This is a genomic window from Pseudomonas sp. R11-23-07 (assembly GCF_003852295.1).
Lineage (GTDB): Bacteria > Pseudomonadota > Gammaproteobacteria > Pseudomonadales > Pseudomonadaceae > Aquipseudomonas.
Genome location: NZ_CP027761.1, coordinates 2,557,121 through 2,581,654, shown reverse-complemented (window position 1 = coordinate 2,581,654; position 24,534 = coordinate 2,557,121). Strand labels below are relative to the sequence as shown.

Here is a 24,534-nt window from a genome sequence, read left to right as displayed (position 1 = left end):
CCAAGGCTGCGGTCTTTTTATGTCGCTCGGGCAATCAGTGGGCAAACAGCGAGTTGCCCTTCTGCCCCGCCAGCTTCTCGGGCTTGATCAGGAACCGCGCCAGTGCCGGCAGCAGCCACAGTGCACCGAACATGTTCCACAACAGCATGAAAGTCAGCATCAGGCCCATGTCGGCCTGGAACTTGATGGCCGAGAAGATCCAGGTGCACACGCCGATGGCCAGGCACAAACCGGTAAACAGCACGGCTTTACCGGTGGACTTGAGCGTCTGGTAATAGGCTTCCTGCAACGGCAAGCCCGCGCGCAGGAAGCTTTCCAGGCGACTGTAGATGTAGATGCCATAGTCCACGCCGATCCCCACGCCCAGCGCCACCACCGGCAAGGTCGCAACCTTGACGCCGATGCCCATGAACGCCATCAGCGCATTGCCCAGCACCGAGGTCAGCACCAGGGGCAGCACGATGCACAGGGTCGCCGCCCAGGAGCGGAAAGTGATCATGCACATGGTCGCCACGCACAGGTACACCAGGATCAGGATGGTCAGCTCCGACTCCTTGATCACCTCGTTGGTGGCCGCCTCGATCCCGGCGTTACCGGCGGCGAGGATGAATTCCAGGCCGTCCTTGTTGTTTTCCTTGGCGAAGTCCTGCACCGCATGCACGGCGCGGTCGAGGGTCTCGGCCTTGTGGTCGTTGAGGAACACCAGCACCGGCGCCAGAGAGCAGTTGTTGTTGTACAGGCCGTCGGCGCGGGCGATGGAGTTGTTCAGCACATCGGGGTTGCGCGACAGGGTTTCCCATTTCAGGTTGCCCTCGTTCATGCCTTTGATCATCTGCTTGGACACGGTGACCAGCGAGATCGCCGACTGCACGCCTTCGGTGTTCTGCATCTTCCACATCAACTGGTCGATCGGCGCCATGGCTTCATAGCGCGAGCAGCCTTCGGCGCGGGTCTTGACCATCACCACCAGCACGTCGGAGCTGGTGGAATAGTTGCTGATGATGAAGTTGTTGTCTTTGTTGTAGCGCGAGTCGGGACGCAGTTCCGGCGCGCCCTGGTCGAGGTCGCCGATCTTGAGGTTCTGGCTGTACCAGAGGCCGCCGCCGAAGGCGAGCACTGCCAGGGCGATGGAGATGGGCGCGATTTTCGGGTTGGCGAAGTTCGACAGCAGGCGCCAGAAAGGATGTTCGCGGTTCGCGTCCTTCTTGCTCCGGGCGATGGCCCGCGGGCTGATGCCGACATAGGAAATCGCCACCGGCAGCAGGATCAGGTTGGTGAACACGATCACCGCCACGCCGATGGACGCGCCGATGGCCAGTTCGCGGATCACGCCGATGTCGATGATCAGCAAGGTGATAAAGCCGACCGCGTCGGCGAGGATCGCGATCATCCCCGGCAGGAACAGCTGCCGGAAGGTGCGCCGCGCGGCGGTCAGGGCGTTGTCTGCCTCACTCGACTGCAGGGCGATCCCGTTGATCTTCTGCACCCCGTGGGAGATGCCGATGGCGAAGATCAGGAACGGCACCAGCATCGAATACGGGTCCAGCCCGAAGCCGAAGAAGTGCATCAGGCCGAGCTGCCAGACCACCGCCACCAGCGTGGTGCTGAGCACCGCGACGGTGCTGCGCAGGCAGTTGGTAAACCACAGCAGCAGAATCAGGGTGATGACGAAGGCGATGCCGAAGAACAGCACCACCATCACCAGGCCATCGATCAGGTCACCGACTTTCTTGGCGAAGCCGACGATGTGGATCTTGACGTTGGGGTTCTGCGCTTCGAACTTATCGCGGATCTTGTCTTCGAGTTCATGGGAGAACTTGCGGTAATCCAGGGCCAGCAACTTGCCTTGGTCCTGCGGGTCCGGGTAGGACTCCAGCAGTGGGATATCGACGATGCTCGACTTGAAGTCGTTGGCCACCAGCCGCCCGACCTGGCCGGACTTGAGCACGTTGTTGCGCAACTGGTCGAGGCTTTGCGGCGAGCCGTTGTAGCTCTGCGGGATCACTTCACCGCCGGCGAAGCCTTCTTCAGTCACTTCGGTCCAGCGCACGCTGGGGCTCCACAACGACTTGAGGCCCGAGCGGTCGACGCCGGAGATATAGAACACCTCGTCGTTGATCTGGCGCAGGGTCTCCATGTACTCCTTCGTGAAAATGTCGCCGTCTTTGGCTTCCACCGAGATGCGCACGGTGTTGCCCAGGTTGGCCAAATCGTTGCGGTGTTCCATCATCTTTTCGATGAAGGGGTGCTTGAGGGGAATCATCTTTTCAAAGCTGGTGGACGGGCGAATCAAGGTCGCCTGCCAGAACAGGAAGATGCTTACCAGCAGGCAGATGACAATCACTGCCGGGCGGTTGTTGAAGATCAGGCGCTCAAGAAAGGTCGCTTTATCGTTGTGATGACTGCTCATATTTCCCGCCTTCTTCTTATTTTGGCTCTTTATTTAGGAGCGGTTCGGCGCCGGTGGCCGTGGCGACGCGAACGCCGCCCTGCCCGACCAGGACCAAGTTGCCGTTGCCGGCCGCAGTGACCGCCGAGAGTGAGATACGGTCCGGGCGGTTGAACACGCTGAAGGTCTGGCCGTCGTCATGGCTGACCACCACGCTGCCGCCATTGCCGACGACGACGATGGCACCATCCTCCAGCAAGGTCGCGCCGGACAACCCGAACTCCAGCGCTCCCCGCGCCGCGTTCAACTCGACGGGCTCCCAGGTGCTGCCAAAATCGGTGGAGCGGTACAGGTTGCCGCGCAGGCCGTAGGCCAACAGCGTTTGCGCTTGAGCGGTGCCGATCACGCCAAACAACGAGCCCTCATAGGGGCCTTCGAGTTTTTCCCAGGTCTGGCCGTCGTCGCTGGAGCGGAACATGCTGCCCTGCTCACCGACGATAAACAGGCCGGCGCCCTTGATGGAGGCGATGGCGTTGAGATGGAACTGGTCTTCGTTGTCGAGGCGGTCGCTGACGTCTTCCCAGGTCTGGCCGCCGTCGGTGGTCTCGATCAGCGCACCGTAGGCGCCCACGGCCAGGCCGTGATTGGCGTCGTTGAACCATACGTCGAGCAACGGCGCTTCGCGCTTGAGGTCCTGGTATTGCTGGGTCCAGCTGGCGCCGCCGTCGCTGCTGGCGAGTATTTGCGCATCATGGCCGACCGCCCAGCCGTGGCTGGCATCGACGAAGAACACCGCCGTGAGCAACTGCCGGGTGGGGACTCTGGCTTGGGTCCAGGTGCTGCCCTGGTCATCGGAATAGAGGATGTGCCCGCGGTCACCCACCGCCACCAGGCGCTGGCCGGCGTGGACCACGTCAATCATCAGGCCTTTGGCGGCCTTCGGGGATTCAATCGCAAACACCGCTGCGGCGGGGGTATCGCTGGCGGCCTGGACGACGCCGGGTGACGCAACGGCTCCAAACAGCGAGAGCGCTGTGGCCAGCAACGCAAGCTTGCGTGCGGCGCGTGGGCGGCAAACAACCCAACCCATGACAGGCTCACTCATAGACCTTTCTCCCATTTATTATTGTTAGGTCGCGTTGCTTTGCGCGGGGCTCTGAAACCTGCAATCTAGAGCGCCTGACGCAAGCACGGGCCATCCTATCGGGCTTTGGAATCGTCTGACAATCGGCGCTACGTTATCTTTTGTTAACTGGCGGCGTTTGGCCACATGGTGAATATAGCTGCATCAGCTCAAATGATGATGTTATGGGACGCGGAGCGTCTCTGGCGGCGTTACCACGCGGAGCGTGGGAACGATCAGGCCGCCATGCGGGATAATGAATTTTTATTCCATCTATTGAATTTTGAGAATATTTATTCCATTAATACGCTTCCTGAAAACAATAATCCAAAGGACCACGGCGATGCGTGAACTCGGAATCGGCTTGATCGGCACAGGCTTCATGGGGCGCGCCCACGCGCTGGCGTTCAACAACGCTCGGGCGGTGTTCGAACTGCCCGTCACGCTCACACTGGCGGCCCTGGCCGATGCCGACGCCGAGCGCGCGCAGCGTTGCGCCAGCGCCTGGGGGTTTGCCCAGGCCCATGCCGACTGGCAGGCGCTGATCGACGATCCCAAGGTCGATGTCGTGGCCATCACGACCCCCAACCACCTCCACTACCCCATGGCCATGGCTGCGATTGCTGCCGGCAAGGCGGTGTATTGCGAGAAGCCGCTGGCCGTCAGCCTGGAACAGGCCGATGCCATGCGTCGAGCTGCCAGCGTGGCCGGGGTGGTGACGCGCGTGGGCTACAACTACCAGCACAACCCGATGATCGTGCTGGCGCGACAGATGATTGCCAGGGGCGAGCTTGGCGAGATCATCAGTTTCCAGGGCGAATTCAGCGAAGACTTCATGGCCGATCCGGGCTCGCCCTGGTCGTGGCGCTGCGAGGTGGAACACGCTGGCGGCGCGCTGGCGGACCTGGGCAGCCATTTGCTGTCGATGGCCCATTACCTGGTGGGCGATGTGGCCAGCGTGTGCGCCGATACCCACACCGTCCACGCTCAACGACCGGCCCTCAAAGGCAGCCATGAACTCAAGAACATCGCCGTGGATGACCAGGTGCATGCCCTGCTGCGTTTTGCCAACGGCGCGCGCGGCACGGTGAGCAGCAGTTGGCTCAAGCATGGCTATAAGAATCACCTGAGCTTCGAAATCAGCGGGACCCTGGGCACGCTGGCGTTCGATCAGGAGCGCTTGAACGAACTGCGCCTGTGCCGAGCCGGCCAGGATGGCTTCCAGCGCTTGCTCGCCGGCCCGGCCCTGCCCGGCTATGCCGCGTTCAGCCCGGCGGCGGGCCACCAACTGGGGTACAACGAGTTGAAGACGCTGGAGGTTCACGAACTGATCATGGCGCTGGCGGGGCAAGGTGCGGATGGCACCGATTTTGAAGCGGCGTGGGCGGTGGAGCGGCTGGCAACGGCGATTCGAGTGGCGGCGCTTGAAGAGCGCTGGGTCGAAGTGAACTCAATCTAAATATGGGAGGGGGCAAGCCCTAATGCCAGTCAGTTAAGGCGACACCGAACCTGTGGCGAGGGAGCTTGCTCCCGCTGGACTGCGCAGCAGTCCCATTGTTTGGGGCCGCTTCGCGCCCCAGCGGGAGCAAGCTCCCTCGCCACAAGTTAGTTCTCGCTCCTGCTACTTCTTAACTGACTGGCATTAGGGCAAGCCCCCTCCCACATTTGATCGCAGTCGCCTTCAATATCAGCGCAAGGCTCGGCGCAGTACTTTGCCCACCGTGGTTTTGGGCAGTTCGGTGGTGCGGAACTCCACATAACGCGGCACCTTGTAGCCGGTCAGATATTCCCGGCAATGGGCGAGGATCTGCTCCTGGGTCAGGCTCGGGTCCTTGCGCACCACGATGATCTTGACCTTCTCGCCGGTCACGCCATCTTCCACACCGATAGCCGCCACTTCCGCTACCCCTGGATGCATCGCCACCACGTCCTCGATTTCGTTCGGGTATACGTTGAAACCCGAGACCAGGATCATGTCCTTCTTGCGATCCACCAGGCGGATGTAGCCGCGCTCATCCATCACGCCGATGTCACCGGTCGACAACCAGCCCTCGGCATCCAGCACTTCGGCGGTTTCCTTCGGGCGCTTCCAGTAGCCCTGCATCACTTGCGGCCCGCGCACTTGCAGTTCGCCTTGCTCGCCGATTTCGGCGATTTCGCCGTCTTCACGCACGAAGCGCACCCAGGTCGACGGCAAGGGCACGCCGATGCTGCCGGTGAATTCCATCTCGCGCATGCGGTTGATGTCGATGGGGCTGATGCTCACCACCGGGGAACACTCGGTCAGCCCGTAGCCCTCGATGATCGGCAAGCCGGTGACTTCCTTCCAGCGCTTGGCCACCGCTGTGTGCGTGGCCATGCCCCCGGCGATCACCATGCGCAGGTCGGAAAAGTCCCGCGCGCAGAACTCCTTGTTCTCCAGCAAACCGTTAAACAGCGTGTTGACCCCGGCGATCCCGTTGAATCGCTCCTTGCGCAGGATCATCTGCACCCGTTTCACGTCCCGTGGGTTGGCAATCAGGATATTGCGCCCGCCCAGGCACATGAACATCAGGCAGTTCACCGTCAAAGAAAAGATGTGGTACAGCGGCAGCAAGGTGACGTTGGTCTCCTGCTTGTGCTGGTCCAGTTGATCACCGACCCAGGCCTTGGCTTGCAACAGGTTGGCAATAATATTGCGATGGCTGAGCATCACCCCCTTGGCATCGCCGGTGGTGCCGCCGGTGTATTGCAGGAAGGCCAGCTCATCGCGACTTATGCTCACGGGCAAAAAATTGAGCGCCCGCCCCTGTTTCAGCACCTGGTTGAAACGCACCGAGCCAGGCAGCGTGAAGGCCGGCACCTGCTTCTGCACGCGGCGCAGGATGAAGTTCATCGCCGCGCCCTTGAAGGTGCCGAGCAGGTCGCCGATGGCCGCCACTACCACGCGCTTGACGCTGCTGCCTGGGATGACCTTTTCCAGGGTGTGGGCGAAGTTTTCGAAGATCACCACGGTCTCGGCGCCGCTGTCCTTGAGCAGGTGCTTGAGCTCATGGGCGGTGTACAACGGATTGACGTTGACCACCACCGCGCCGGCCAGGATCGTGCCCAGCAGGCAGATCGGGTACTGCAGGCAATTGGGCATCATCAACGCGACGCGGTCGCCCTTCTTCACCCCCTGGCCCTGCAGCCAGGCGGCAAATGCGCTGCCCTGGATGTGCCAGTCGGCGTAAGTCATGGGCGTGCCGATGCTGACATACGCCACCCGCTCGCGGAATTTTTCCAGGTGTTCCACGAACACTTCGCGCAACGAGGGGTAAGCCTCGATAGCGGCATCGATGTCCGCCGGCACGCCGGGCAGGTAGGCGTTCAACCAGATGCGTTCGGTGTGTTCCAGGCTGATGGCGTTCATGGCTGCGTCCTTATTGTTGTTGTGGATAGGGCTACTTTTCGACGATGGCGGTAATACCCAGCCCGCCCGCCGCACAGATCGAGATCAAGCCGCGACCGCCGCCGCGCTCATGGATGGCCTTGGCCAACGCCGCCAGTTGCCGGCCACCGGTGGCGGCAAACGGATGGCCGGAGCCCAGCGAACCGCCGTTGATATTCATTTTTGCGCGGTCGATGGCGCCCAGCGGTGCGTCCAGGCCCAGCCCCCGGCAGTAGCCGGGGTCTTCCCAGGCCTTGAGCGTGCACAGCACCTGGGCGGCGAATGCTTCGTGGATTTCGAAGAAATCAAAATCGGCAAAGCCCAGGCCTTCGCGCTCGAGCATGCGCGGTACGGCGTAGGCCGGGGCCATCAACAGGCCTTCGGTGCCGTCGACGAAATTCACCGCCGCCGTTTCGCCGGTGCGCAGGTAGGCCAGCACCGGCCAGCCATTGGCAGCGGCCCACGCTTCGCTGGCCAGCAACACCACCGAAGCGCCGTCGGTCAGGGGCGTTGAGTTGCCGGCGGTGAGCGTGCCGTCCTGGCGGTCGAAGGCCGGCGCCAGGCTCGCGAGTTTTTCCAGGCTGATGTCGGCGCGCAGATTGTTGTCCCGTGCGAGGCTCCGATGGGGGCTGATCAGATCGTCGAAGAAACCGCGCTTATAGGCCGCGTCGAGGCGTTGATGGCTGCAGAGGGTCAACTCATCCTGGGCCAGGCGCTTGATCTGCCAACGCCTGGCCATTTCTTCGCAGTGCTCGCCCATCGACAGGCCGGTGCGCGGCTCGCCATTGCGCGGCAGCAGCGGCTTGAACAACATCGAAGGGCGCACCTTCAACAAGGCCTTCAGTTTGTCGCCCATGCCCTTGGCCCGATTGGCCGCAAGCAAGGTGTGGCGCAGGGATTCGTTGATGCCAATGGGCGCGTCGGAGGTGGTGTCCGCGCCTCCCGCGATACCCACTTCGATCTGGCCCAGCGCGATTTTATTGGCCACCAGCAACGCGGCTTCCAGGCCCGTGCCGCAGGCCTGCTGCACATCGTAGGCTGGGGTCTGCGCACACAGCGTGGTCGACAGCAATGACTCGCGCGCCAGGTTGAAATCGCGCGAATGCTTGATCACCGCACCGGCGACGAATTCGCCCAGGCGCTGACCGTGCAGGTTGTAGCGATCCACCAGGCCTTGCAGGGCGGCCACCAGCAAGTCCTGGTTACTGTCATGGGCATACACGGTGTTGGAACGGGCAAACGGCAGGCGGTTACCGCCGATGATCGCCACGCGTCGGGTCGGTGGCGGATTGAAGCTGTAGTCACTCATGTAAGGCTCTCATTCCAGGCGTTTGATCCCACAGCAACAACCCGCGCATATGCGGTTTGTCGCCGGCCACATTGCGCACTTCGAATTCACGGAGCGGGCCGGTCACGGGCCGACTCCACAGGGCGACCTGGCCGGGCAGGAAGATTGGCAACTTGAAATCGCAATGGGCCTCGGCGTGGTCCAGGCCACCCGGTGGCTGCTGTGCCGCCAGCGCACGGCCCAGGGTCCACATGCCGTGAGCGATGGCGGGTCGATGATCTGGGTCACGTAGTCCATGGTTCAGGCTCCCAGCAGGCTTTGACCGCACACCCGCACCACCTGGCCGTTGACCCCACCGGACGCCGGATGCGCCAGCCAGGCGATGGTCTCGGCCACATCGACCGGTTGGCCGCCTTGAAGCAAGGAATTCATACGCCGCCCGGCCTCGCGGATCAACAGCGGGACTTTCGCGGTCATCTGCGTCTCGATAAACCCTGGCGCCACCGCATTCACCGTCACCTGCTGCGCTGCCGCACGCGGGGCCAGGCCCTGTACCAGGCCGATCACCCCGGCTTTGGACGTGGCGTAGTTGCTCTGCCCGAGGTTGCCGGCGATACCGGAAATCGACGAGACGCACACAATCCGCCCACCGGGGTTCAGGCCGTGGTTGTCCAGCAGCGCCTGGCTGAGCTGCAACGGCGCCTCGAGGTTGACCGCCAGCACACTGCGCCAGGCGGTTTCGGTCATCTTGGCGATGGTCTTGTCGCGGGTGATTCCGGCATTGTGGACCACCACATCGAAGGCGCCATACTGGCTGACATGCGCCTGCAATAACGCGGCGGCATCCGGCGCGGTGATGTCCAGGGGCAATGCCGAACCGTCCACACTGTCGGCGGCCTGCTGCAGCGCCAACTGGGCCTGGGGCACGTCGACGCACACCACATGGGCACCGTCGCGCGCCAACACCTGGGCAATGGCCAGGCCGATGCCGCGGGAGGCGCCGGTCACCAAGGCGCGACGGCCGGCGAACGGTTTGTCCCAATGGAAGGTGATGTGACTGTCCACCGGCTTCTGGAGGCGTATCACTTGCCCAGACACATAAGCCGAACGGCGCGACAGAAAAAAACGCAGGCTGCTGTCCAAAGCGTCTTCAGCGCCCGGCGCCACGTAGATCAATTGCACGGTGATCGCCCGGCGCAGCTCCTTGGCCAGCGAGCGCACCAGCCCCTCGAGCGCGCGCTGGGCGACGGCCTGGGGCAAGTCCTGGCAATGTTCCGGTGCGGTGCCGAGTACCACCACGCGCGCGTGTTGGCTCAGGCGCCTGGCGTTGGCGTGAAAAAATGTATAGAGCTCATCCAGGTGCTGCAGGTCGGCCACGTGCGTGGCATCGAAAACCGCGCCCTGCACCTTCACCGTCGACGGCGCCTTGACGGTCGCCGCGGTGGCGGCGACGGTGTCGGTGCTACTGAAGAGGCGATGTACGTGCTCGGTCAGGCGCCCTGCCCCGGCGACGATGACCGGGTTGGCCAAACCGTGCTGGCCGCTGCGATGGCGTTGCAGGGGCAAGGGTTGCGGCAAGCCGACGGCCTGGGCCAGGCGACGGCCCCAAGGAGAATTGACGAAAGAAAGGTAGCGGTCACTCATAACACAAATCCTGCTTTGTAAATCCGATCAAATGTGGGAGGGGGCTTGCCCCCGATAGCTGAGTGTCAGTCAGTGAATCTGCATCTGAGCCACCGCTATCGGGGGCAAGCCCCCTCCCACACTGACCCGTGTTTCCCTTTAGTTGACCGAAGCGTTTTCGCTTTGGCTGGCGCGACGCTTGGAGGGCTCCAACGCCTGCTTGCGCCGCTGCAGGGCCTCCAGCAAACCGAAGTCCTGCGGGAAGTCGTCGACCTGGATGCCGTGGTCGGCGTATTCCACATAGCGTGCGAGCAAAGCGTCTTCGTCGTCGCTGATCAGGTCCAACGCCCGTGCCTTGACGCGCCAGCCGGTAAAGGCCGCAGACGAAATCGGCATTGGCGCGAGCAGGCCTTGCTTGATGACGGGCTTGAGCCGTGCCTCGATCAGCTCCACCTGGGGCAACAGGCGGAACCCCAGTTCGCCATAGGCCAGCTTGTCGATTTCCGGGCGCGGGATGTAGGAGTTGGCGAGCAAACGGTCGCGGGTTTCGCCGGGGGTCTGTACGACCTCGGCGACTTGGGCCAACAGGCGATCCGACGGTTTGCGCAAAGGAATGCCAAACGGGAAACTCAAGGCCCGCAGCACTGCCGCAGCGGCTTTGGACGGGTAATTGTCGAGCACTTCGGCCAGCGCTTCATGGGCGCGCAACAATGCGTCCTGGGCCGCCCAATGCACCAGCGGCAAGTCGGCCTGGGGCCGGCCGTCGTCCTCAAAGCGCTTGAGTACGCAAGACAGGATGTACAACTGCGACAGCATATCGCCCAGGCGCCCGGTGATACTTTCCTTACGCTTGAGGGCGCCCCCCAGCACCCCCATGGAAACGTCCGAGACCAATGCCAGCACCACCGAAAGGCGATTGGCCTGGCGGTAGTAGGAAGCCAGCGCCGGGTCCGTGTTGGCCGGCGCAGAAAGCAGCCGCCCAGCGGTCAGCGCATGTACCGTGGCACGCACGGTGTTGGCCAGTACAAAACTCACATGGCCGAACATCGCACTGTCGAACGCCTGCAGGGCCTTGCGCCGATCCGGGTTGCGCGCCGCTTCCATTTCGCGCAGCACATAGGGATGGCAGCGGATCAGGCCCTGGCCGTAGATGATCAGGCAGCGGGTCATGATGTTCGCGCCTTCCACCGTGATGGCGATGGGGCTTTGCTGATAGGCGCGTGCCAGGAAATTATTGGGCCCCATGCAGATGCCCTTGCCGGCGACGATGTCCATGCCATCGTTGACGATCATTCGCGCGCGCTCGGTGACGTGGTATTTGGCGATGGCCGAGATGACCGAAGGTTTCTCGCCGGCATCCAGGGACGCCACCGACACCTTGCGCACCGCATCACAGGCATACAAGTGCCCGGCCATGCGGGCCAACGGTGCCTGCACCCCTTCGAACTTGCCGATGGGCAGGCCGAACTGCTTACGCATCGCAGCGTAGGCGGTGGTGCCACGGACCGCCACTTTGCCCAGGCCGACGTTGGCCGACGGCAGTGAAATCGCCCTGCCCGCCGCCAGGCATTCCATCAGCATGCGCCAGCCGTTGCCAACTTGTTCGCGACCGCCGATCACCCATTCCAGCGGAATGAACACATCCTTGCCGGTGGTCGGACCGTTCTGGAATACCGCATTCAGCGGCCAGTGGCGACGGCCGCTGTTCACGCCTGGATGGGAGGTGGGAATCAGCGCGCAGGTGATGCCCAGGGCACCTGCGGCACCGAGCAAACCGTCCGGGTCCTCGGCACGGAACGCCAGGCCCAGCACCGTGGCAATCGGGCCGAGGGTGATGTAACGCTTGTCCCAGGTCACGCTGAACCCCAGCACCTCCTCGCCTTCGTGCAGGCCCTTGCACACAATCCCCACGTCGGGAATGGCCCCGGCATCGGAGCCGGCATACGGGCTGGTCAGCGCGAAGCACGGAATATCCTCACCCCGCGCCAGACGCGGCAGGTAATAGTTGCGCTGGGCCTCGGTGCCGTAATGCAGCAGCAGTTCGGCGGGGCCCAGGGAGTTGGGCACCATCACCGAAATGGCCGCCGCCGAGCAGCGGGTCGACAGCTTCATCACCACTTGGGAGTGCGCGTAGTGGGAGAAGCCTTTGCCGCCGTACTGCTTGGGAATGATCATGCCGAGAAAGCCGGCTTCCTTGGTGTATTGCCAGCCCTCGGGGGACATGTCTTGCCACACCTGGGTGGTTTCCCAATCGTTGGCGATGTCGCACAGGGTTTCGACTTCGTTGTCGAGGAACGCCTGCTCCTCGGCACTCAGGCTGGCCGGCGCGGCTTGCAGCAGGCGCTGCCAGTTGGGTTTGCCGCTGAACAGCTCGGCGTCCCACCACACGGTGCCGGATTCGATGGCCGCACGTTCGGTGTCGGACATCGCCGGCATGACCGTACGAAACAGCCCCAAGGCCTTGCGGGTCAACAGCACGCGGCGCAGGGGTTTGATCGCCAGCAACAAGGCCGGCAACGCCACCAGCACCGCTGCGACGGTAGCGCCGAATGCGGCCACTGCGTTGAACAGATAGCCAGCCGCCAACCATACCAGGCCGGCGCCCAGCCACAGGGTGGCAGCGGCTTGTCGATACGCCAGGGCAATCGCCGCGACGAAACCCATCAATAACCAGATAACCATGGGATACCTCTACTTGATTCAGGGCGTGGCACCCGTGCGGACCGCTCGGATTGAGCGGGGCGTAGAGCCACACTACAAACTCGGGAAAATAAATTCAAATTTTGTTTTGAAATTTTTATTTAATGAGCTGGCGAAAATATTCAGGGCAGAACGAGTCAGCCTAATTGCATCAGTCATGTGGCTCCGATTAGGTTCTGCGGATTGTTCTGTAAGCATGTCAGTGTGCGCCGGGTCTCAAGATGCGCTGAATACCCGGCTTCAACACGGTCAGGTGCGTGACTAGAACTTATAGGTCGCCGACAAGCTCACGACGTCACCTGACGACTCAGCCTTCCCGTCCAGTTGAGCAGCGCCGAGGCGATCGACGTTCTTGGTTTTCAGGTTGACCTTTTCGACGAACTGGTGCGAGTACGCGCCATCCACTGACAGGCCCGGCACTGCCTTGATGTCGTACCCGGCACCAAACGCCAGGAAATAACGATCGCCATCAGGGATCCGCGGGTCACGCGTGGAGTTACGGGTAGGCGTCTGGTCATACGCCACACCTGCACGCAGGGTGAGTTCGTCGGTGGCTTTGTAGTCGCCGCCGATTGAGGTCATCCACGCGTTTTTGTAGTTGTAGGGAATGGCAACAATGGTCGAGCCCTGAGACTTGAGTGTGAGGTCCTGGAACGAGGACCACTCAGTCCACTGCGCACTCACACCGAGCGTCCAGCGGTCATTGAACTGATGGACCCAGTCAATCGCAGCAGTCGCCGGGATATCCAGTTGCGCACTGGCATGCGCGCCATCCGGGAACAGCTTGAGACCGGGATAGGCCATTTCAACCAGCGTCTCTCCGTTCGGACCAATAGGGTTGGTCATTGTGTTACGACCGATGGCGTCCGTATAAACGTCGTACTTGCCGGTCATCTTGTTTTTGATCTTGGCGTGATAATTCAAACCCAGCGTGTCTTGCTGCGTCGGTTTCCACACAACGCCACCAAACCAGCCTACCGAGATGTTGTCGACTTTAACGCGTATCAAGGAATGCCCGACACCGGTCGGAAAGCCGGTGCCGCCAAGCCCGGGTGATACATCTGCGGCAGCCAACACATCAACGTTCTGGCTGACGTTGCCCTGGCTGCGCTGAACGATGGCACCACCACCGATCGAAAATTCATCATTGACCTTGAACGACAAGGAGCCTGTCAGGCCGATAGTCTCGATTTTGGTGTCGACCGCGAAATCCCGCAGCTTTGAGTTTTCGTTCCACGTACTTTTCATACCTTGCGGTACGACCTGGCTCAGGCCAAAAGCGAAGCGGTCGCCGATGGGCATAACCATAAAACCAGTGGGCAGCCATGCGGTGAAACCGCCCTGGCCGCCATTATTGGTATTGAGGGTCGGATCGCCCAGGTTGCCTTGGTCATCCAGCACTGGCGTATTGGTCACCGGGTTGCCGTTATGGTCATACGCCTGGCCGGAATATTTGATCTTGATCCGGGCGTAATCGACGGTCTGCTGCACGATGGTTGAATCGATGAACGCCATGGCCGCTGGGTTGTTGTACGCCGCACTCGGGTCATTCTTGAACAGAGAACCGCCACCAAATGCGCGGCCCCAACCGGGGGCGCCATAAGTGGGCGTGGAAAACCCGCCCGCCTGCACATACCCCGTAGTGATCAGGCCTCCCAACAGGGCCAGTCCCAGTAACGTGTAAGCGTGTTGTTTCTTATTATTCATGCGGTACTCCCTATTATTATGTGCGCCCGGCCCCTGCCGGTGGGTCGTGTAATCATGGAGCGTTGTTCAAAAGCGCCTGTACTGGAAAGGTGTATGACAATCAGGGATGGGTGATAAGCGAAGGCGATTTACCGTTGACCGGCGCCTCGCGGGGGGCGCCGGCATTTCAACGGGTGATCAGCCCTTTACGGAGTCACGCGCTTACGGGTTTACCGTGAGCGTCGGGGCCACAACGTTCAGCGAAACCACAGTGCAGTTTCCGCTCAGCGACTGATTGGCGGCCGAAAGGGTTTTGGTCCCTGCAGCCCAAGTGACTGCGATAGGGGTTGGTCCGCAGTTGGTGGCTGGGATCGAGTTGATCTTGTAGCCGACATTGGTCACGGTACCGGTGGTGCCCGTCGCAGCAGTCAATACCCAAGGCAGGTTAGTCAGCGTTGGCAAGGCGCACAGACCGCCGCCGGTCAGCGTTGCGCCGTTGATCGAGGCCACGCCACCGCTAACGTTGCCGGTAAAAGTGATGCCGCATGTCACTGCCGCGCCAAAAGACGAAGGCGACTTCACCACGATGGTGCCGGCGTTAGTCGAGAACGGACCGTCCGGAGAGACGGAAGCCGCACTGGCCATCGACGCGGCGCCGAAGCACATTGCAAACGAAGTTGCACAAACGAGGGTTTTCAAGCTTTTCATTATTTTGCCTCACATGTAATGGCGAGTTATTCGCCTGGGGTAATGACCATGAACACGAAGTCACGGTGAAACTGCAGAACTTCGTATTCCAGCCAAATTCAGTTAAGTCCGACAACCTTATTCAACTACTTTGAAATCAGGCGGCATCTTGATTGATACCGTTTTAATGGTGCAGTCATCACCAATAGGTACATTGGCAGCCTCCAACTTGCCGGTGGCGTTATCCCACGTACCGACTGCGGTAGAAGGACCGCACTTGCCGCCCAGACCGAATGCATGCACGTCCACGCTGATCTTCGACATCGAGCCGCTTTTTGTATTCTTTGCAGTCAAGATCCATGGCAAATTAATAGCTTCGACCCGGCTGCACTTGAGCCCGCCATCGAACGCCACTTTGTCGATATTGACGGATGTCCCATCGGCCGTCACTTTGCCGGCCACCTTGATGGTGCAGTCGGCACTGATCAACGCGCCTTTGGAGAAGCTGATTGGGCCCTGGGCTGTAAACGCGCTACCGGCAGGTTCGATACGTGCGGCCTGTGCGTGATGCCACGCGATCAAGCCCAGCGCGGCCAGTACGACATTAACGGTGAACTTTATAGTGACCTGAGTTACTTGCATGTTTACGCCCTTCCCTTGAAATTATTTTCGTTCGGGTAAACAACCATCCTGCAACTAAGCTAACAAACAATCGACGTAGAAATCCTTATCGAAATACACTCGAAAAACGCGTTTTTATTTCAAATTAAAACGGCTTGGCTTCGCCGCTGTACTTTTCCAGATACTTCAAGCGCTGTGAAGGCTGGAGATTAGCCAAGTTGATATCACCGGCATAATGATTCAATACACGATGGTCCATCCGGCCCCGCCACAAATACGGCACATAGGCCCAGACAATCATGCTCGCGTAACCATAGGGAAGTTGCGGCGACTCATCAAAGTGCCGCAACGACTGATAACTACGCGTGGGATTGGCATGATGATCGGAATGCCGTTGCAATTGAAACAGGAAGATATTGGTGACTATTCGATTACTGTTCCAGGAGTGCCGCGGCGAACAGCGCTCATAACGACCATTGGGCAATTTCTGGCGCTTGAGGCCGTAATGCTCGACGTAATTCACCACTTCCAGCAACGAGAAACCGTAGACGCCCTGGATGATCAGGAACGGGATCACTGCCGCGCCCAGCCAGGCAATCATCGCGCCCCAGAGCAGCACGCTGTACATCCAGGCGCTGAGCACCGCGTTCTTCCAGTGCCAGGCCGGCAGGCCAAGTTTGCGCAGGCGTTCGCGCTCCAGGTTCCAGGCAGAGCGAGCGCTGAACCATACCGAGCGCGGCAGGAAGGCCCAGAAGCTTTCACCCAGGCGCGAACTGGCCGGATCTTCCGGTGTGGCGACGCGTACGTGGTGGCCACGATTGTGTTCGGTGTAGAAGTGTCCGTAGAACGTCGGCGCCAGCGTGACCTTGGCCAGGAACACTTCCAATGGCTTGGGTTTGTGCCCCAGCTCATGGGCGGTGTTGATCGCGATACCGGTAGCGGCCCCGGTGGACATCGCCATACCCAGATAAGTGAAGCCACTGACGGGGCCGTGCAACTCGGTGCGGGCGGTAATGAATGCTGCGGCATGTGCCAGCCCGCTCGATGGATCGAGGGTCGCGGTGGCCCGCAGTAGCCCGCCGCCGATGATCCAGTCAATGCCGCCGGCGGCGAGCCAACCGGTGATCACGACCGAGGCGATCACAAACAGCACGCCGGTGTAGACGATCCAACGGTAGTAGTGCTGGGATTCGAGATGGCTGACGGCAGATTCCGGCGGGTTGCTGAGGTCTTCACCCAACAGGCCGTCGATCAATGGGATCAAGCCGAAGATGACCAGCACACCGATCCACCACAGTTGCTGAATACCGGTGCCGATAGCCAGGGCCCCCGAGAGCAGTGGAGTCGCCAGGGGCATGATGCCGAGCCACCACAGGTAACGCTTGCCGTCGGCCCAGACGCCTGGCATCGCCAGGGACGGGTTCATGCCCACCTCCGAGCGCAGGCGGAGGCAGCAAACAGGAGGGCGGAGCGCTGGCCGCTCCGAGACATCAACCATGCGATAAAAGGCGTTTTTTTCATTATTTTATTCGCTCTTAGGCATTTCAAAAAATGTTTCAAATTAGAAATTGAAATAATTTTTTAAATAAATAGCGCGGAATCGTTAGGTCGTCAACCAGTTTATCCGGGCCTTTTTGCGTGACCGGGCAGTCTCTTTTTCAGAGCGCCGGCCAGGTGTCTAGGGCGGGCGTTGACGCGCTGGAACCGCAGATCGGATGGCATGGTTATTTGCCCGCCATGGCAAACGAGGGCTGCAATACGGCGGCGCTTCGTGCAGGCCCAGCCCGTTTGGCAATCTGCTCGACCAACGCCACCACTCGTTCCGTGGCGGTAATCGGTAACATGTGCCCTCGGTCTTCCACCACCTGCAGTTTCAGCCCGGGCACCTTGCTGGCCAGGCCCTGACCGTGTTTCTGGAAGTCGAGCACGTTATCCCGGGCGCCGTAGATGAGGCCGATTGGCAGCGTCAGCAGCGGGTAGCGCTTGACCATGTCCGGCAAGTGATCGTTGACTCGGTTGATCTCAGTGGACGCGGCAAAGAAGTTCTCGGGACGCATCCCCAGCAAACCGCCGCCGCGCGTAGCGAAGTCTGGCGGGGCGGCATCGGGGGCGAACACGCCCTTGACCACCGAGCCCTTGGTCAACAGGCCAATGGGCAGGGTCAAGGTGCGCGACACCCAGCGTCGCAGCCAGGCAGGGCGCACGGCCAGGGGCAGGAACACCAACGGCAGCATGCGCTGGGGATGGGTCAAGGGCGCCACCAGGATCAAGCCGGATACCGCATGCGGATGGTCAAGGGCCAACGCCAGGGCAACCGCACCGCCCAGGGAATGCCCAAGCACCAGCGGCTGATCCAGCTCGAGGGTTTTGATAAAAGCGGCCATTTGGCGCGCCTGGGCCGGCAGGTCTGCTGCCGTGTGGTTGTGCCGACTGGAGTAGCCCGACCCTGGGCGATCGACGCTGATGACGCGGAACTGCCCACGTAACTGACCGGATAACGCGTAAGTCAGGTTGCGACTGCTGCCCATCAGCCCGTGGATCATCACCAGCGCTGGGCCTTGGCCTTCGTCTACATAATGAAAGCGCTCGCCATCCACCTCGACGACGCGCCCGTTGATCGGAACGGCGGTTTCAATACGCCGTGTCATCCAGGCGCTGAAAGCCCACGACACAGCGCTCGCGCCTATCACCACACCCGCAGCGACAACCCACTCGACAGCCATAGCTCGGTCCTCTGCTTCCCTGCTGCTGGCGACCCGATCGGGATTGATCAAGGCCTCAACCTTCGCCCATACCTTGGACCCAGCCTCCATGCGCGTCTGTCGGACAAGTCGCATAGATCGAACAAGGTCCTAGCGTAGGCGAAATTTTCAGGTAGATTATTTAAAATCTTTTTTAAAATAATTAATTCAATTTTCCTTTGCAATGGTGTTCTATCTAAAACACAAAAGAAAAACAGGAGCACATCCGATGCCCACCAAGGACCGCTTATGAATGCCCACAGCGACGCCATCGACATCGCCATCATCGGCTCAGGCTTCGCCGGCCTGTGCATGGCGATCAAACTCAAGCAAGCCGGGCTCAGCGATTTCTTCGTCGCTGAGCAGGCCGACACACTCGGCGGTACGTGGCGTGACAACCACTACCCTGGCTGTGCCTGTGACGTGCAGTCCCATGTCTACTCCTTTTCCTTTGCGCCGAACCCCGACTGGACGCGTCAATTTGCCCCGCAAGCGGAGATTCGCGCTTACCTGGAGCAATGCGCGCGGCGGTTCGGGCTGGCGCCGTACCTGCGTTTCGGCATGGGCCTGCAACGGGCGGTGTTCGATGATCAGCAGCAACGCTGGCAACTGACGTTCAGCGATGGCCGCCAAGTCAGTGCGCGAGTGCTGGTGTCGGGCATGGGTGGCCTGTCGCGTCCTGCATTGCCGGATATTCCTGGGCTGGACAGTTTCAAGGGCAAGCGTTTCCACTCGCAGCAGTGGGACCATGACTACAGTTTGAAGGGCAAGCGCGTGGCGGTGATCGGCACCGGCGCCAGTGCTATTCAGTTCGTGCCGCAGATTGCGCCGCAAGTGGCGCACCTGGACCTGTTCCAGCGCACGCCGCCCTGGATCATGCCCAAACCCGACCGGCCGATCTCAGGTGTCGAACGCTGGCTGTTCAAGCATCTGCCGTTGACCCAAAGGCTGGTGCGCAGCGCCTTTTATTGGGCGTTGGAAGGCCGTGTGGTGGGCTTTGCCCTGCACCCGCGCTTGATGAGGATGGTGCAGAAAATCGCCCTGCGTCATTTGCATAAACAAGTGGCCCGCCCTTCCCTGCGCAAGATTCTGACGCCGGACTACACCATCGGCTGCAAACGTGTGCTGATCTCCAATGACTACTACCCGGCGTTGTCGCGCAGTAATGTCGAGGTGGTGACCGACCAGGTGCTGCGGATCGAAGCCGATGGCGTGATCACCGCTGACGGCATCAAGCACCCCGCCGATTGCCTGATCTTCGGCACCGGGTTCCAGGCCGCCGATCCCCTGCCCCGTGGCTGCATCATCGGGCGCAACGGCATCGACCTGATGGATACCTGGCACAACGGCGCCCATGCCTATAAAGGCACCACGGTACCGGGCTATCCCAACTTGTTCCTGATCGTCGGGCCCAACACCGGCTTGGGGCACAACTCGATGATCCTGATGATCGAAGCCCAGGTCGCTTACATCCTTGACGCGTTGCAACAGATGCAGCGCCAACGCATCGCCATGGTGGAGGTCAAACCCGCCGTGGAGCAGGCCTACAACGCGCAATTGCAAGGCAAGCTCAAGCGCACCATCTGGAATACCGGCGGTTGCCAAAGCTGGTACCTCGACCCGCGTACCGGCAAGAACACCACGCTGTGGCCCGGCTCGACGTGGCGATTCAAGCAGGTCACCCGGCATTTTGCGCTCAAGGACTATGTGGTCAGCCGGGCGCCGGTTGTGCCTGTGCCGCGCGCCGCAGCAACCCCTCATTGCGCCACAGAAGGCAGTCTGTCATGAAGTCATTCACCGGCCGCGTGGCGGCAATTACGGGAGCGGCCTCCGGCATGGGTCGCGCACTGGCACTGGCCCTGGCACGGGAGGGTTGCCACCTGGCCTTGGCCGACAAGAACAGCCAGGGGCTGGAGCACACGCGGGACCTGGTCAGGACCTCGACCCTGTCGCCGGTGACCGTCACCACCCAGGTACTGGATGTCTCGGACCGCCAAGCCATGCTGGAGTGGGCGGCGCGGTGTGCGGCCGAGCATGGCCAGGTCAACCTGGTCTTCAATAATGCCGGAGTGGCGCTGTCGAGCACCGTGGAAGGCGTGGACTATGCCGACCTGGAGTGGATCGTCGGCATCAATTTCTGGGGCGTGGTGCATGGCACCAAGGCGTTCCTGCCTTACCTGAAGGCCAGTGGCGACGGGCATATCGTCAACACTTCCAGCGTGTTCGGCCTGTTCGCCCAGCCCGGCATGAGTGGCTACAACGCCAGCAAGTTCGCGGTGCGCGGCTTTACCGAAGCACTGCGCCAGGAGCTGGACCTGCAACGCTGCGGCGTCTCCGCCACCTGCGTGCATCCTGGCGGGATTCGCACCGACATCTGCCGCAGCAGCCGGATCGACGCGAACATGACCGGTTTCCTTATCCACAGCGAACAACAAGCGCGCGCCGATTTCGAAAAACTGTTTATCACCGACGCCGACCAGGCCGCCAAGGTGATCCTGCAAGGCGTGCGCAAAAACAAACGCCGCGTGCTGATCGGCCGCGACGCGTATTTGCTCGACCTGCTCGCCCGGTGCCTGCCGGCGGCCTATCAAGCGCTGGTGGTGTTTGCCAGCAGGCGCATGGCGCCCAAACCACGCACGCCCGTGTTTGAAACCAACGACGAGCCCCGTCTCTGAACAGGAGCACACCCCATGTTGCCGATTCGCCGTGATATCCGCTTCGCCCTGCCCGCCGGGCGCATCACCAACTGGCATGAACAAGGCCCGTTCATCACGCACTTTTTCAATGCCCTGTCGCTGCTGTTTCCCCAGGGCGAGCTGTTTTTCATGGACAGCGTGCGCCACTACCGTTCCCGCATCGACGATCCGGACCTCAAGAAAGAGATCCAGGGTTTCATCGGCCAGGAAGCCATGCACAGCCGTGAACACGTGGCCTACAACGACCTGCTGCAAGCGGCAGGCCTGCCGGCGCACAGCCTCGATCGCCGCTTGAAATTCTTCCTCGACCTGCAAAAGAAACACCTGCCGCCATCTTTTAACCTCGCGGTGACCATCGCCCTTGAGCACTACACCGCGATGCTCGCGGAAATCCTGCTGAGTGACCCGTCGCGTTTCGGCGACTCACTCAAGGGCTACCAGCAGATGTGGTACTGGCACGCCCTTGAGGAAACCGAACATAAAGCGGTGGCCTTCGATGTGTGGAACCGGGTGATCACGCCTGGGCCCAAGCGCTACTTGCTGCGCACCGGCACCATGCTGTTTACCACGCTGCTGTTCTGGCTGGTGGTGTTCGATTTCCATGTGCGCCTGTTGATTGCCGACCGCAAGTCGGGTGGGCATCTGCAGGGGTTCTGGCGCATGCTCAAGTTTCTGTATGCCCCCAAGGGCATCTTTGCGCGCATGCTGCGGCCGTGGCTGCACTATTTCAAACCGGGTTTTCATCCTTGGGACCATGACAATCGGGCACGGTTGGCGGGGATAGACGCACTGGTCGAGGAGATCGAGCGGACCAATCGGGGCTACGAGGCGGTCTAGCACGCCGGCGTGCTGTTTTGAACGGGGCCGGCTGCCAGAGCGGTCGGCCCCATGACTGCCAGATCACCCCAACCCCGCCCGCTCGCGCACAAACAGCGGCACCTCATGCCCCGGCAACGCCCTGCTGAAATACCAGCCTTGAATGAACAACTCAGCCCCCGTATTCAGAAACGCCAATTGCTCGGCGGTCTCGACCCCTTCCACCACCACGCCCAGGTTAAGCGCCTCACAGAAACGCAGCATGCCGGTCAGCACCTGAGCGCCCTTGGGATCGTGCTGTGCAACCACGAAGCTGCGATCGATCTTGATGAAGTCCACCGGAAACTGATGCAGGTAACTCAACGCCGAAAACCCGGTGCCAAAGTCATCGATATATACCTTTGCCCCCAATGCCTGCAGTTTCTGGATGGTCTGACGGGTCGCCTGGATATCGCTGACCAGCGCATCTTCGGTGATCTCCACCGACACCCAGCCCTGGGCCTGGGCGAGAATCTCCACCAGACGATCACCATAAGCCGCGTCCTTGAGGGTAACGCTGGAGACATTGATGGTCATGGGCAATTCAAAACCGGCCTTCTTCCACTGTTGATACTGGCGTACGGCCTGGGACGCCACCCACACGTCCACATCCGGCATCAACCGCGCCTGTGCCAACCATTGCAGGAACTCCCAGGGTGAATGCACCGTGCCCTGGCTGTCCCGGGCGCGCATCAAGGCTTCGCAGCCGGTGCACAGGCCGGTACGGGTGGAAACTTGGGGCTGAAACTCAAGATAGAACTCGTAGTCGCTGATCTGCTGGATCCGGTTCAACTCAATGGCCTGCCGGGCCAGGGCGCGGTGCGACGCGAGCACCGGGTCGAACTCCAGCAACCGCCCCTTCTCCTCCAGGCCGCGAAACGTCATGTCCAGGGATTTGAGGTATACCGTGCCGCCGTCACTGGCCTGGCGATGGATCGCTCGTACATACGGCGCATACACCAGCGTCCCCAGGCCCATCAGTACAACCTGCAATACCACGGCCGCGACGTCGCCATGGGTACTGAGGTAAGCATTGAGCAACACCGGTGCGGTAAACGGCACACTGGCCACGGCCGGTGCTACCCAACCCAGTTGCACCACCGCGAGCGCCACCGTCGCATTGACCGCCGGCACCAACAGAAAGGGTATGAACAACCGCGGGTTGAGGATGATCGGCAAACCGAACAACAACACTTCGCTGACATTGAATAACGACAGCGGCAAACTGGCCATCGCCAGTAACCGCATGGACTGGCTCCTGGAAAACAGCAGGATTGCCAGGAGCAGGCACAGCGCGCCGCCCGACCCACCGATAAATGCGAAGCTGCCCAACAGGCCGCTGTTAAGCAGGTATTGGACCGGCTCACCCGCCGCCAGCGCTGCGCCATTGAGCAGCACAGCTTGATCCAGTACATCGAACAGCGGCTGCATGGCATACACGCCATGAATCCCGAAAAACCACAACAGCGAGTTCATCAAGGTCACAAACAGCCCGCTGCCGTAAGGCGCCTGTAACGTATTGAGCACCTGCGGCCCCTGCAGTTGTGCCACATAGGGGATCTGCAGCAGCAACGACAACACCACCACCAATGCCAGCGCAGTGATCGCACCGGGTAGCACCATGTTGATCGTGCCCTTGAGGTTGTGTCCGATCAGGTCTTCATGCACCAGGCGAGTCCAACGCAAACGGTGCAGCCAGGCCATGGCCGGCACATTGATCAGCGGCGACGCGATGGCAATGAACAGCAGGAAGGTGGCCGAAGCCCGAGGGTATTCGCGCAAAAGAAACGTGGCCACCACTACGTTGGCAAGGCACAAAAAGGCTATTGGCAGTTGTGGCAAGCGGTGCCGGATAGCCAGCATATAGCCAATGGAAGCGGCGACCAGCAGTGGAATCACCGAGCTGATCCGGTCATGCAGGCCCGAAAGAAAGCTCACTATCGGTGGGCTGAAGCCCAGCACCTTGGCGCATTCGGACAGGATCAGGAAAACGGCAGACACCAACAGGCACGGCAGGATCCACAACAATCCCTCCCGAATCGCACGTAACGACTCGATACTGGCCAGGGCCGCCAGGCGCTGGGTAAGGAAAAGTTTGAACAGCGTTTGCGCCATGAGCCGCCCTCTGCCCGTATTCGCGGGGTCTGGAGATCAGCGCCGGAATACCCGTCAACGCTACACGCCCTGATACTCGGCGCGAAAGCTTTTTGCCATCTTCCCGGGCTTTTCAGCAAAAAAACCCTGGGGGCTGTGAAAATTCCTAGATAAAAAATCGAACTTTCTGACCTGAGTCATCCCCTAAACCTGTCTGAGTCGGTATTATCCGCCGCGTTTCCGTTTGTTAAAGGATGTTACAACCTGGTTAACACCGGGTGCCCACTCAGGGAATATTGCCTGGCAAGAAGCAGGCACAAAGGAGAGAGAGCCTTACCATGCACCATAAGCGGTCCAGCACCATGCGCCCCCTATTTGTCACCATCCTGTTGTGGCTGTGCAGCGTGGCGCTGTTATTTATCATCAAGAACGTCATCGAACTGTATACCGGGCCCGTCGCGGAGACCTGGATAGACTTGACGTTGGTGCTTGTCGCCTACCTGATGTTCTTTTTACTGGCACCGTTGCAACGCTGGCTCCAGCGCAGGTCGCGCAAGCGCGCTCGGCGTCACGTCGACGGGCACGCACCCGACGTCGACTCCCGTCTCTCTCGCTGAGGGGC

Annotated in this window: 18 protein-coding genes and 1 pseudogene; 6 read left to right on the top strand and 13 right to left on the bottom strand. The window is 60.9% G+C overall.

Translation table 11 applies throughout. From position 1 onward, the window contains the following. Positions 1–34 precede the first annotated feature (34 nt). Entirely contained in the window at positions 35–2,410 is a 2,376-nt protein-coding gene (locus C4J84_RS11740; protein WP_124362662.1) for an RND family transporter, read from the bottom strand. A 16-nt stretch (positions 2,411–2,426) separates the two neighbouring features. Continuing rightward, complete coding sequence (locus C4J84_RS11735; protein ID WP_177412776.1) at positions 2,427–3,479, bottom strand: YCF48-related protein; 1,053 nt, start codon at positions 3,477–3,479, stop codon at positions 2,427–2,429. Between the two features lie 180 nt (positions 3,480–3,659). Here C4J84_RS11735 and C4J84_RS11730 point away from each other — a divergent pair, with 180 nt between their 5' ends. Together C4J84_RS11730 and C4J84_RS11725 are read left to right on the top strand one after the other, a co-directional pair. Next, positions 3,660–3,863 (top strand): hypothetical protein, encoded by a 204-nt coding sequence (locus C4J84_RS11730; RefSeq protein WP_124366874.1) that lies wholly within the window; start codon positions 3,660–3,662, stop codon positions 3,861–3,863. Continuing rightward, positions 3,856–4,971: a Gfo/Idh/MocA family protein gene (locus tag C4J84_RS11725; RefSeq protein WP_124370560.1), complete on the top strand. Its 1,116-nt coding sequence runs from the start codon at positions 3,856–3,858 to the stop codon at positions 4,969–4,971. Before C4J84_RS11730 ends, C4J84_RS11725 begins: the two co-directional genes overlap by 8 nt. Positions 4,972–5,199: 228 nt before the next feature. Here C4J84_RS11725 and C4J84_RS11720 read toward each other — a convergent pair whose 3' ends face one another. From C4J84_RS11720 to C4J84_RS11675, 10 genes and pseudogenes are all read right to left on the bottom strand, one after another. Further along, on the bottom strand, positions 5,200–6,903 hold the full coding sequence (locus tag C4J84_RS11720; protein ID WP_124435381.1) for an AMP-binding protein: 1,704 nt from the start codon (positions 6,901–6,903) through the stop codon (positions 5,200–5,202). Between the two features lie 31 nt (positions 6,904–6,934). Continuing rightward, on the bottom strand, positions 6,935–8,230 hold the full coding sequence (locus tag C4J84_RS11715; protein ID WP_124435380.1) for an acetyl-CoA C-acetyltransferase: 1,296 nt from the start codon (positions 8,228–8,230) through the stop codon (positions 6,935–6,937). Then, positions 8,223–8,483 (bottom strand): annotated as a pseudogene (locus C4J84_RS11710) (acyl dehydratase); the annotation flags it as partial. The gene C4J84_RS11715 and the pseudogene C4J84_RS11710, both read right to left, overlap by 8 nt. A gap of 26 nt (positions 8,484–8,509) precedes the next feature. Next, on the bottom strand, positions 8,510–9,853 hold the full coding sequence (locus C4J84_RS11705; RefSeq protein ID WP_124435379.1) for a 3-oxoacyl-ACP reductase: 1,344 nt from the start codon (positions 9,851–9,853) through the stop codon (positions 8,510–8,512). A 138-nt stretch (positions 9,854–9,991) separates the two neighbouring features. Continuing rightward, a complete protein-coding gene (locus C4J84_RS11700; RefSeq protein WP_124435378.1) occupies positions 9,992–12,514 on the bottom strand; it encodes an acyl-CoA dehydrogenase in 2,523 nt (840 codons plus the stop codon). A gap of 279 nt (positions 12,515–12,793) precedes the next feature. After that, the gene (locus tag C4J84_RS11695) at positions 12,794–14,239 is read right to left on the bottom strand and encodes an outer membrane protein transport protein (protein ID WP_124435377.1); all 1,446 of its coding nucleotides are present in this window, start codon (positions 14,237–14,239) and stop codon (positions 12,794–12,796) included. A gap of 201 nt (positions 14,240–14,440) precedes the next feature. Further along, positions 14,441–14,926, bottom strand: coding sequence for an alkane oxidation protein activator PraB (praB, locus tag C4J84_RS11690; RefSeq protein ID WP_124370554.1), 486 nt, complete (start codon positions 14,924–14,926; stop codon positions 14,441–14,443). Between the two features lie 117 nt (positions 14,927–15,043). Continuing rightward, positions 15,044–15,547, bottom strand: a complete 504-nt coding sequence (gene praA, locus C4J84_RS11685) for an alkane oxidation protein activator PraA (RefSeq protein ID WP_124435376.1) — start codon at positions 15,545–15,547, stop codon at positions 15,044–15,046. A 124-nt stretch (positions 15,548–15,671) separates the two neighbouring features. Further along, complete coding sequence (locus C4J84_RS11680) at positions 15,672–16,952, bottom strand: alkane 1-monooxygenase (protein ID WP_124435375.1); 1,281 nt, start codon at positions 16,950–16,952, stop codon at positions 15,672–15,674. 298 nt (positions 16,953–17,250) lie between these two features. Next, positions 17,251–18,249 carry an alpha/beta fold hydrolase gene (locus C4J84_RS11675; protein ID WP_124370551.1) on the bottom strand — a complete coding sequence of 333 codons (999 nt, stop codon included), beginning with the start codon at positions 18,247–18,249 and terminating at the stop codon, positions 17,251–17,253. 267 nt (positions 18,250–18,516) lie between these two features. Here C4J84_RS11675 and C4J84_RS11670 point away from each other — a divergent pair, with 267 nt between their 5' ends. Genes C4J84_RS11670 through C4J84_RS11660 form a run of 3 tightly spaced genes read left to right on the top strand, consistent with a single transcriptional unit; the run spans position 18,517 to position 21,800 of the window. Then, on the top strand, positions 18,517–20,055 hold the full coding sequence (locus C4J84_RS11670) for an NAD(P)/FAD-dependent oxidoreductase (protein ID WP_124435374.1): 1,539 nt from the start codon (positions 18,517–18,519) through the stop codon (positions 20,053–20,055). Continuing rightward, positions 20,052–20,942, top strand: a complete 891-nt coding sequence (locus C4J84_RS11665; protein WP_124429485.1) for an SDR family oxidoreductase — start codon at positions 20,052–20,054, stop codon at positions 20,940–20,942. The genes C4J84_RS11670 and C4J84_RS11665 overlap by 4 nt, the downstream gene beginning before the upstream one ends. Before the next feature lie 15 nt (positions 20,943–20,957). Next, positions 20,958–21,800, top strand: coding sequence for a metal-dependent hydrolase (locus C4J84_RS11660; protein ID WP_124435373.1), 843 nt, complete (start codon positions 20,958–20,960; stop codon positions 21,798–21,800). A 63-nt stretch (positions 21,801–21,863) separates the two neighbouring features. On the opposite strand, the gene C4J84_RS11655 is transcribed toward C4J84_RS11660, so the two are convergent. After that, positions 21,864–23,933: an EAL domain-containing protein gene (locus C4J84_RS11655; RefSeq protein ID WP_124370548.1), complete on the bottom strand. Its 2,070-nt coding sequence runs from the start codon at positions 23,931–23,933 to the stop codon at positions 21,864–21,866. A gap of 341 nt (positions 23,934–24,274) precedes the next feature. Here C4J84_RS11655 and C4J84_RS11650 point away from each other — a divergent pair, with 341 nt between their 5' ends. Continuing rightward, entirely contained in the window at positions 24,275–24,529 is a 255-nt protein-coding gene (locus tag C4J84_RS11650) for a hypothetical protein (RefSeq protein WP_256681406.1), read from the top strand. Positions 24,530–24,534: the final 5 nt, after the last annotated feature.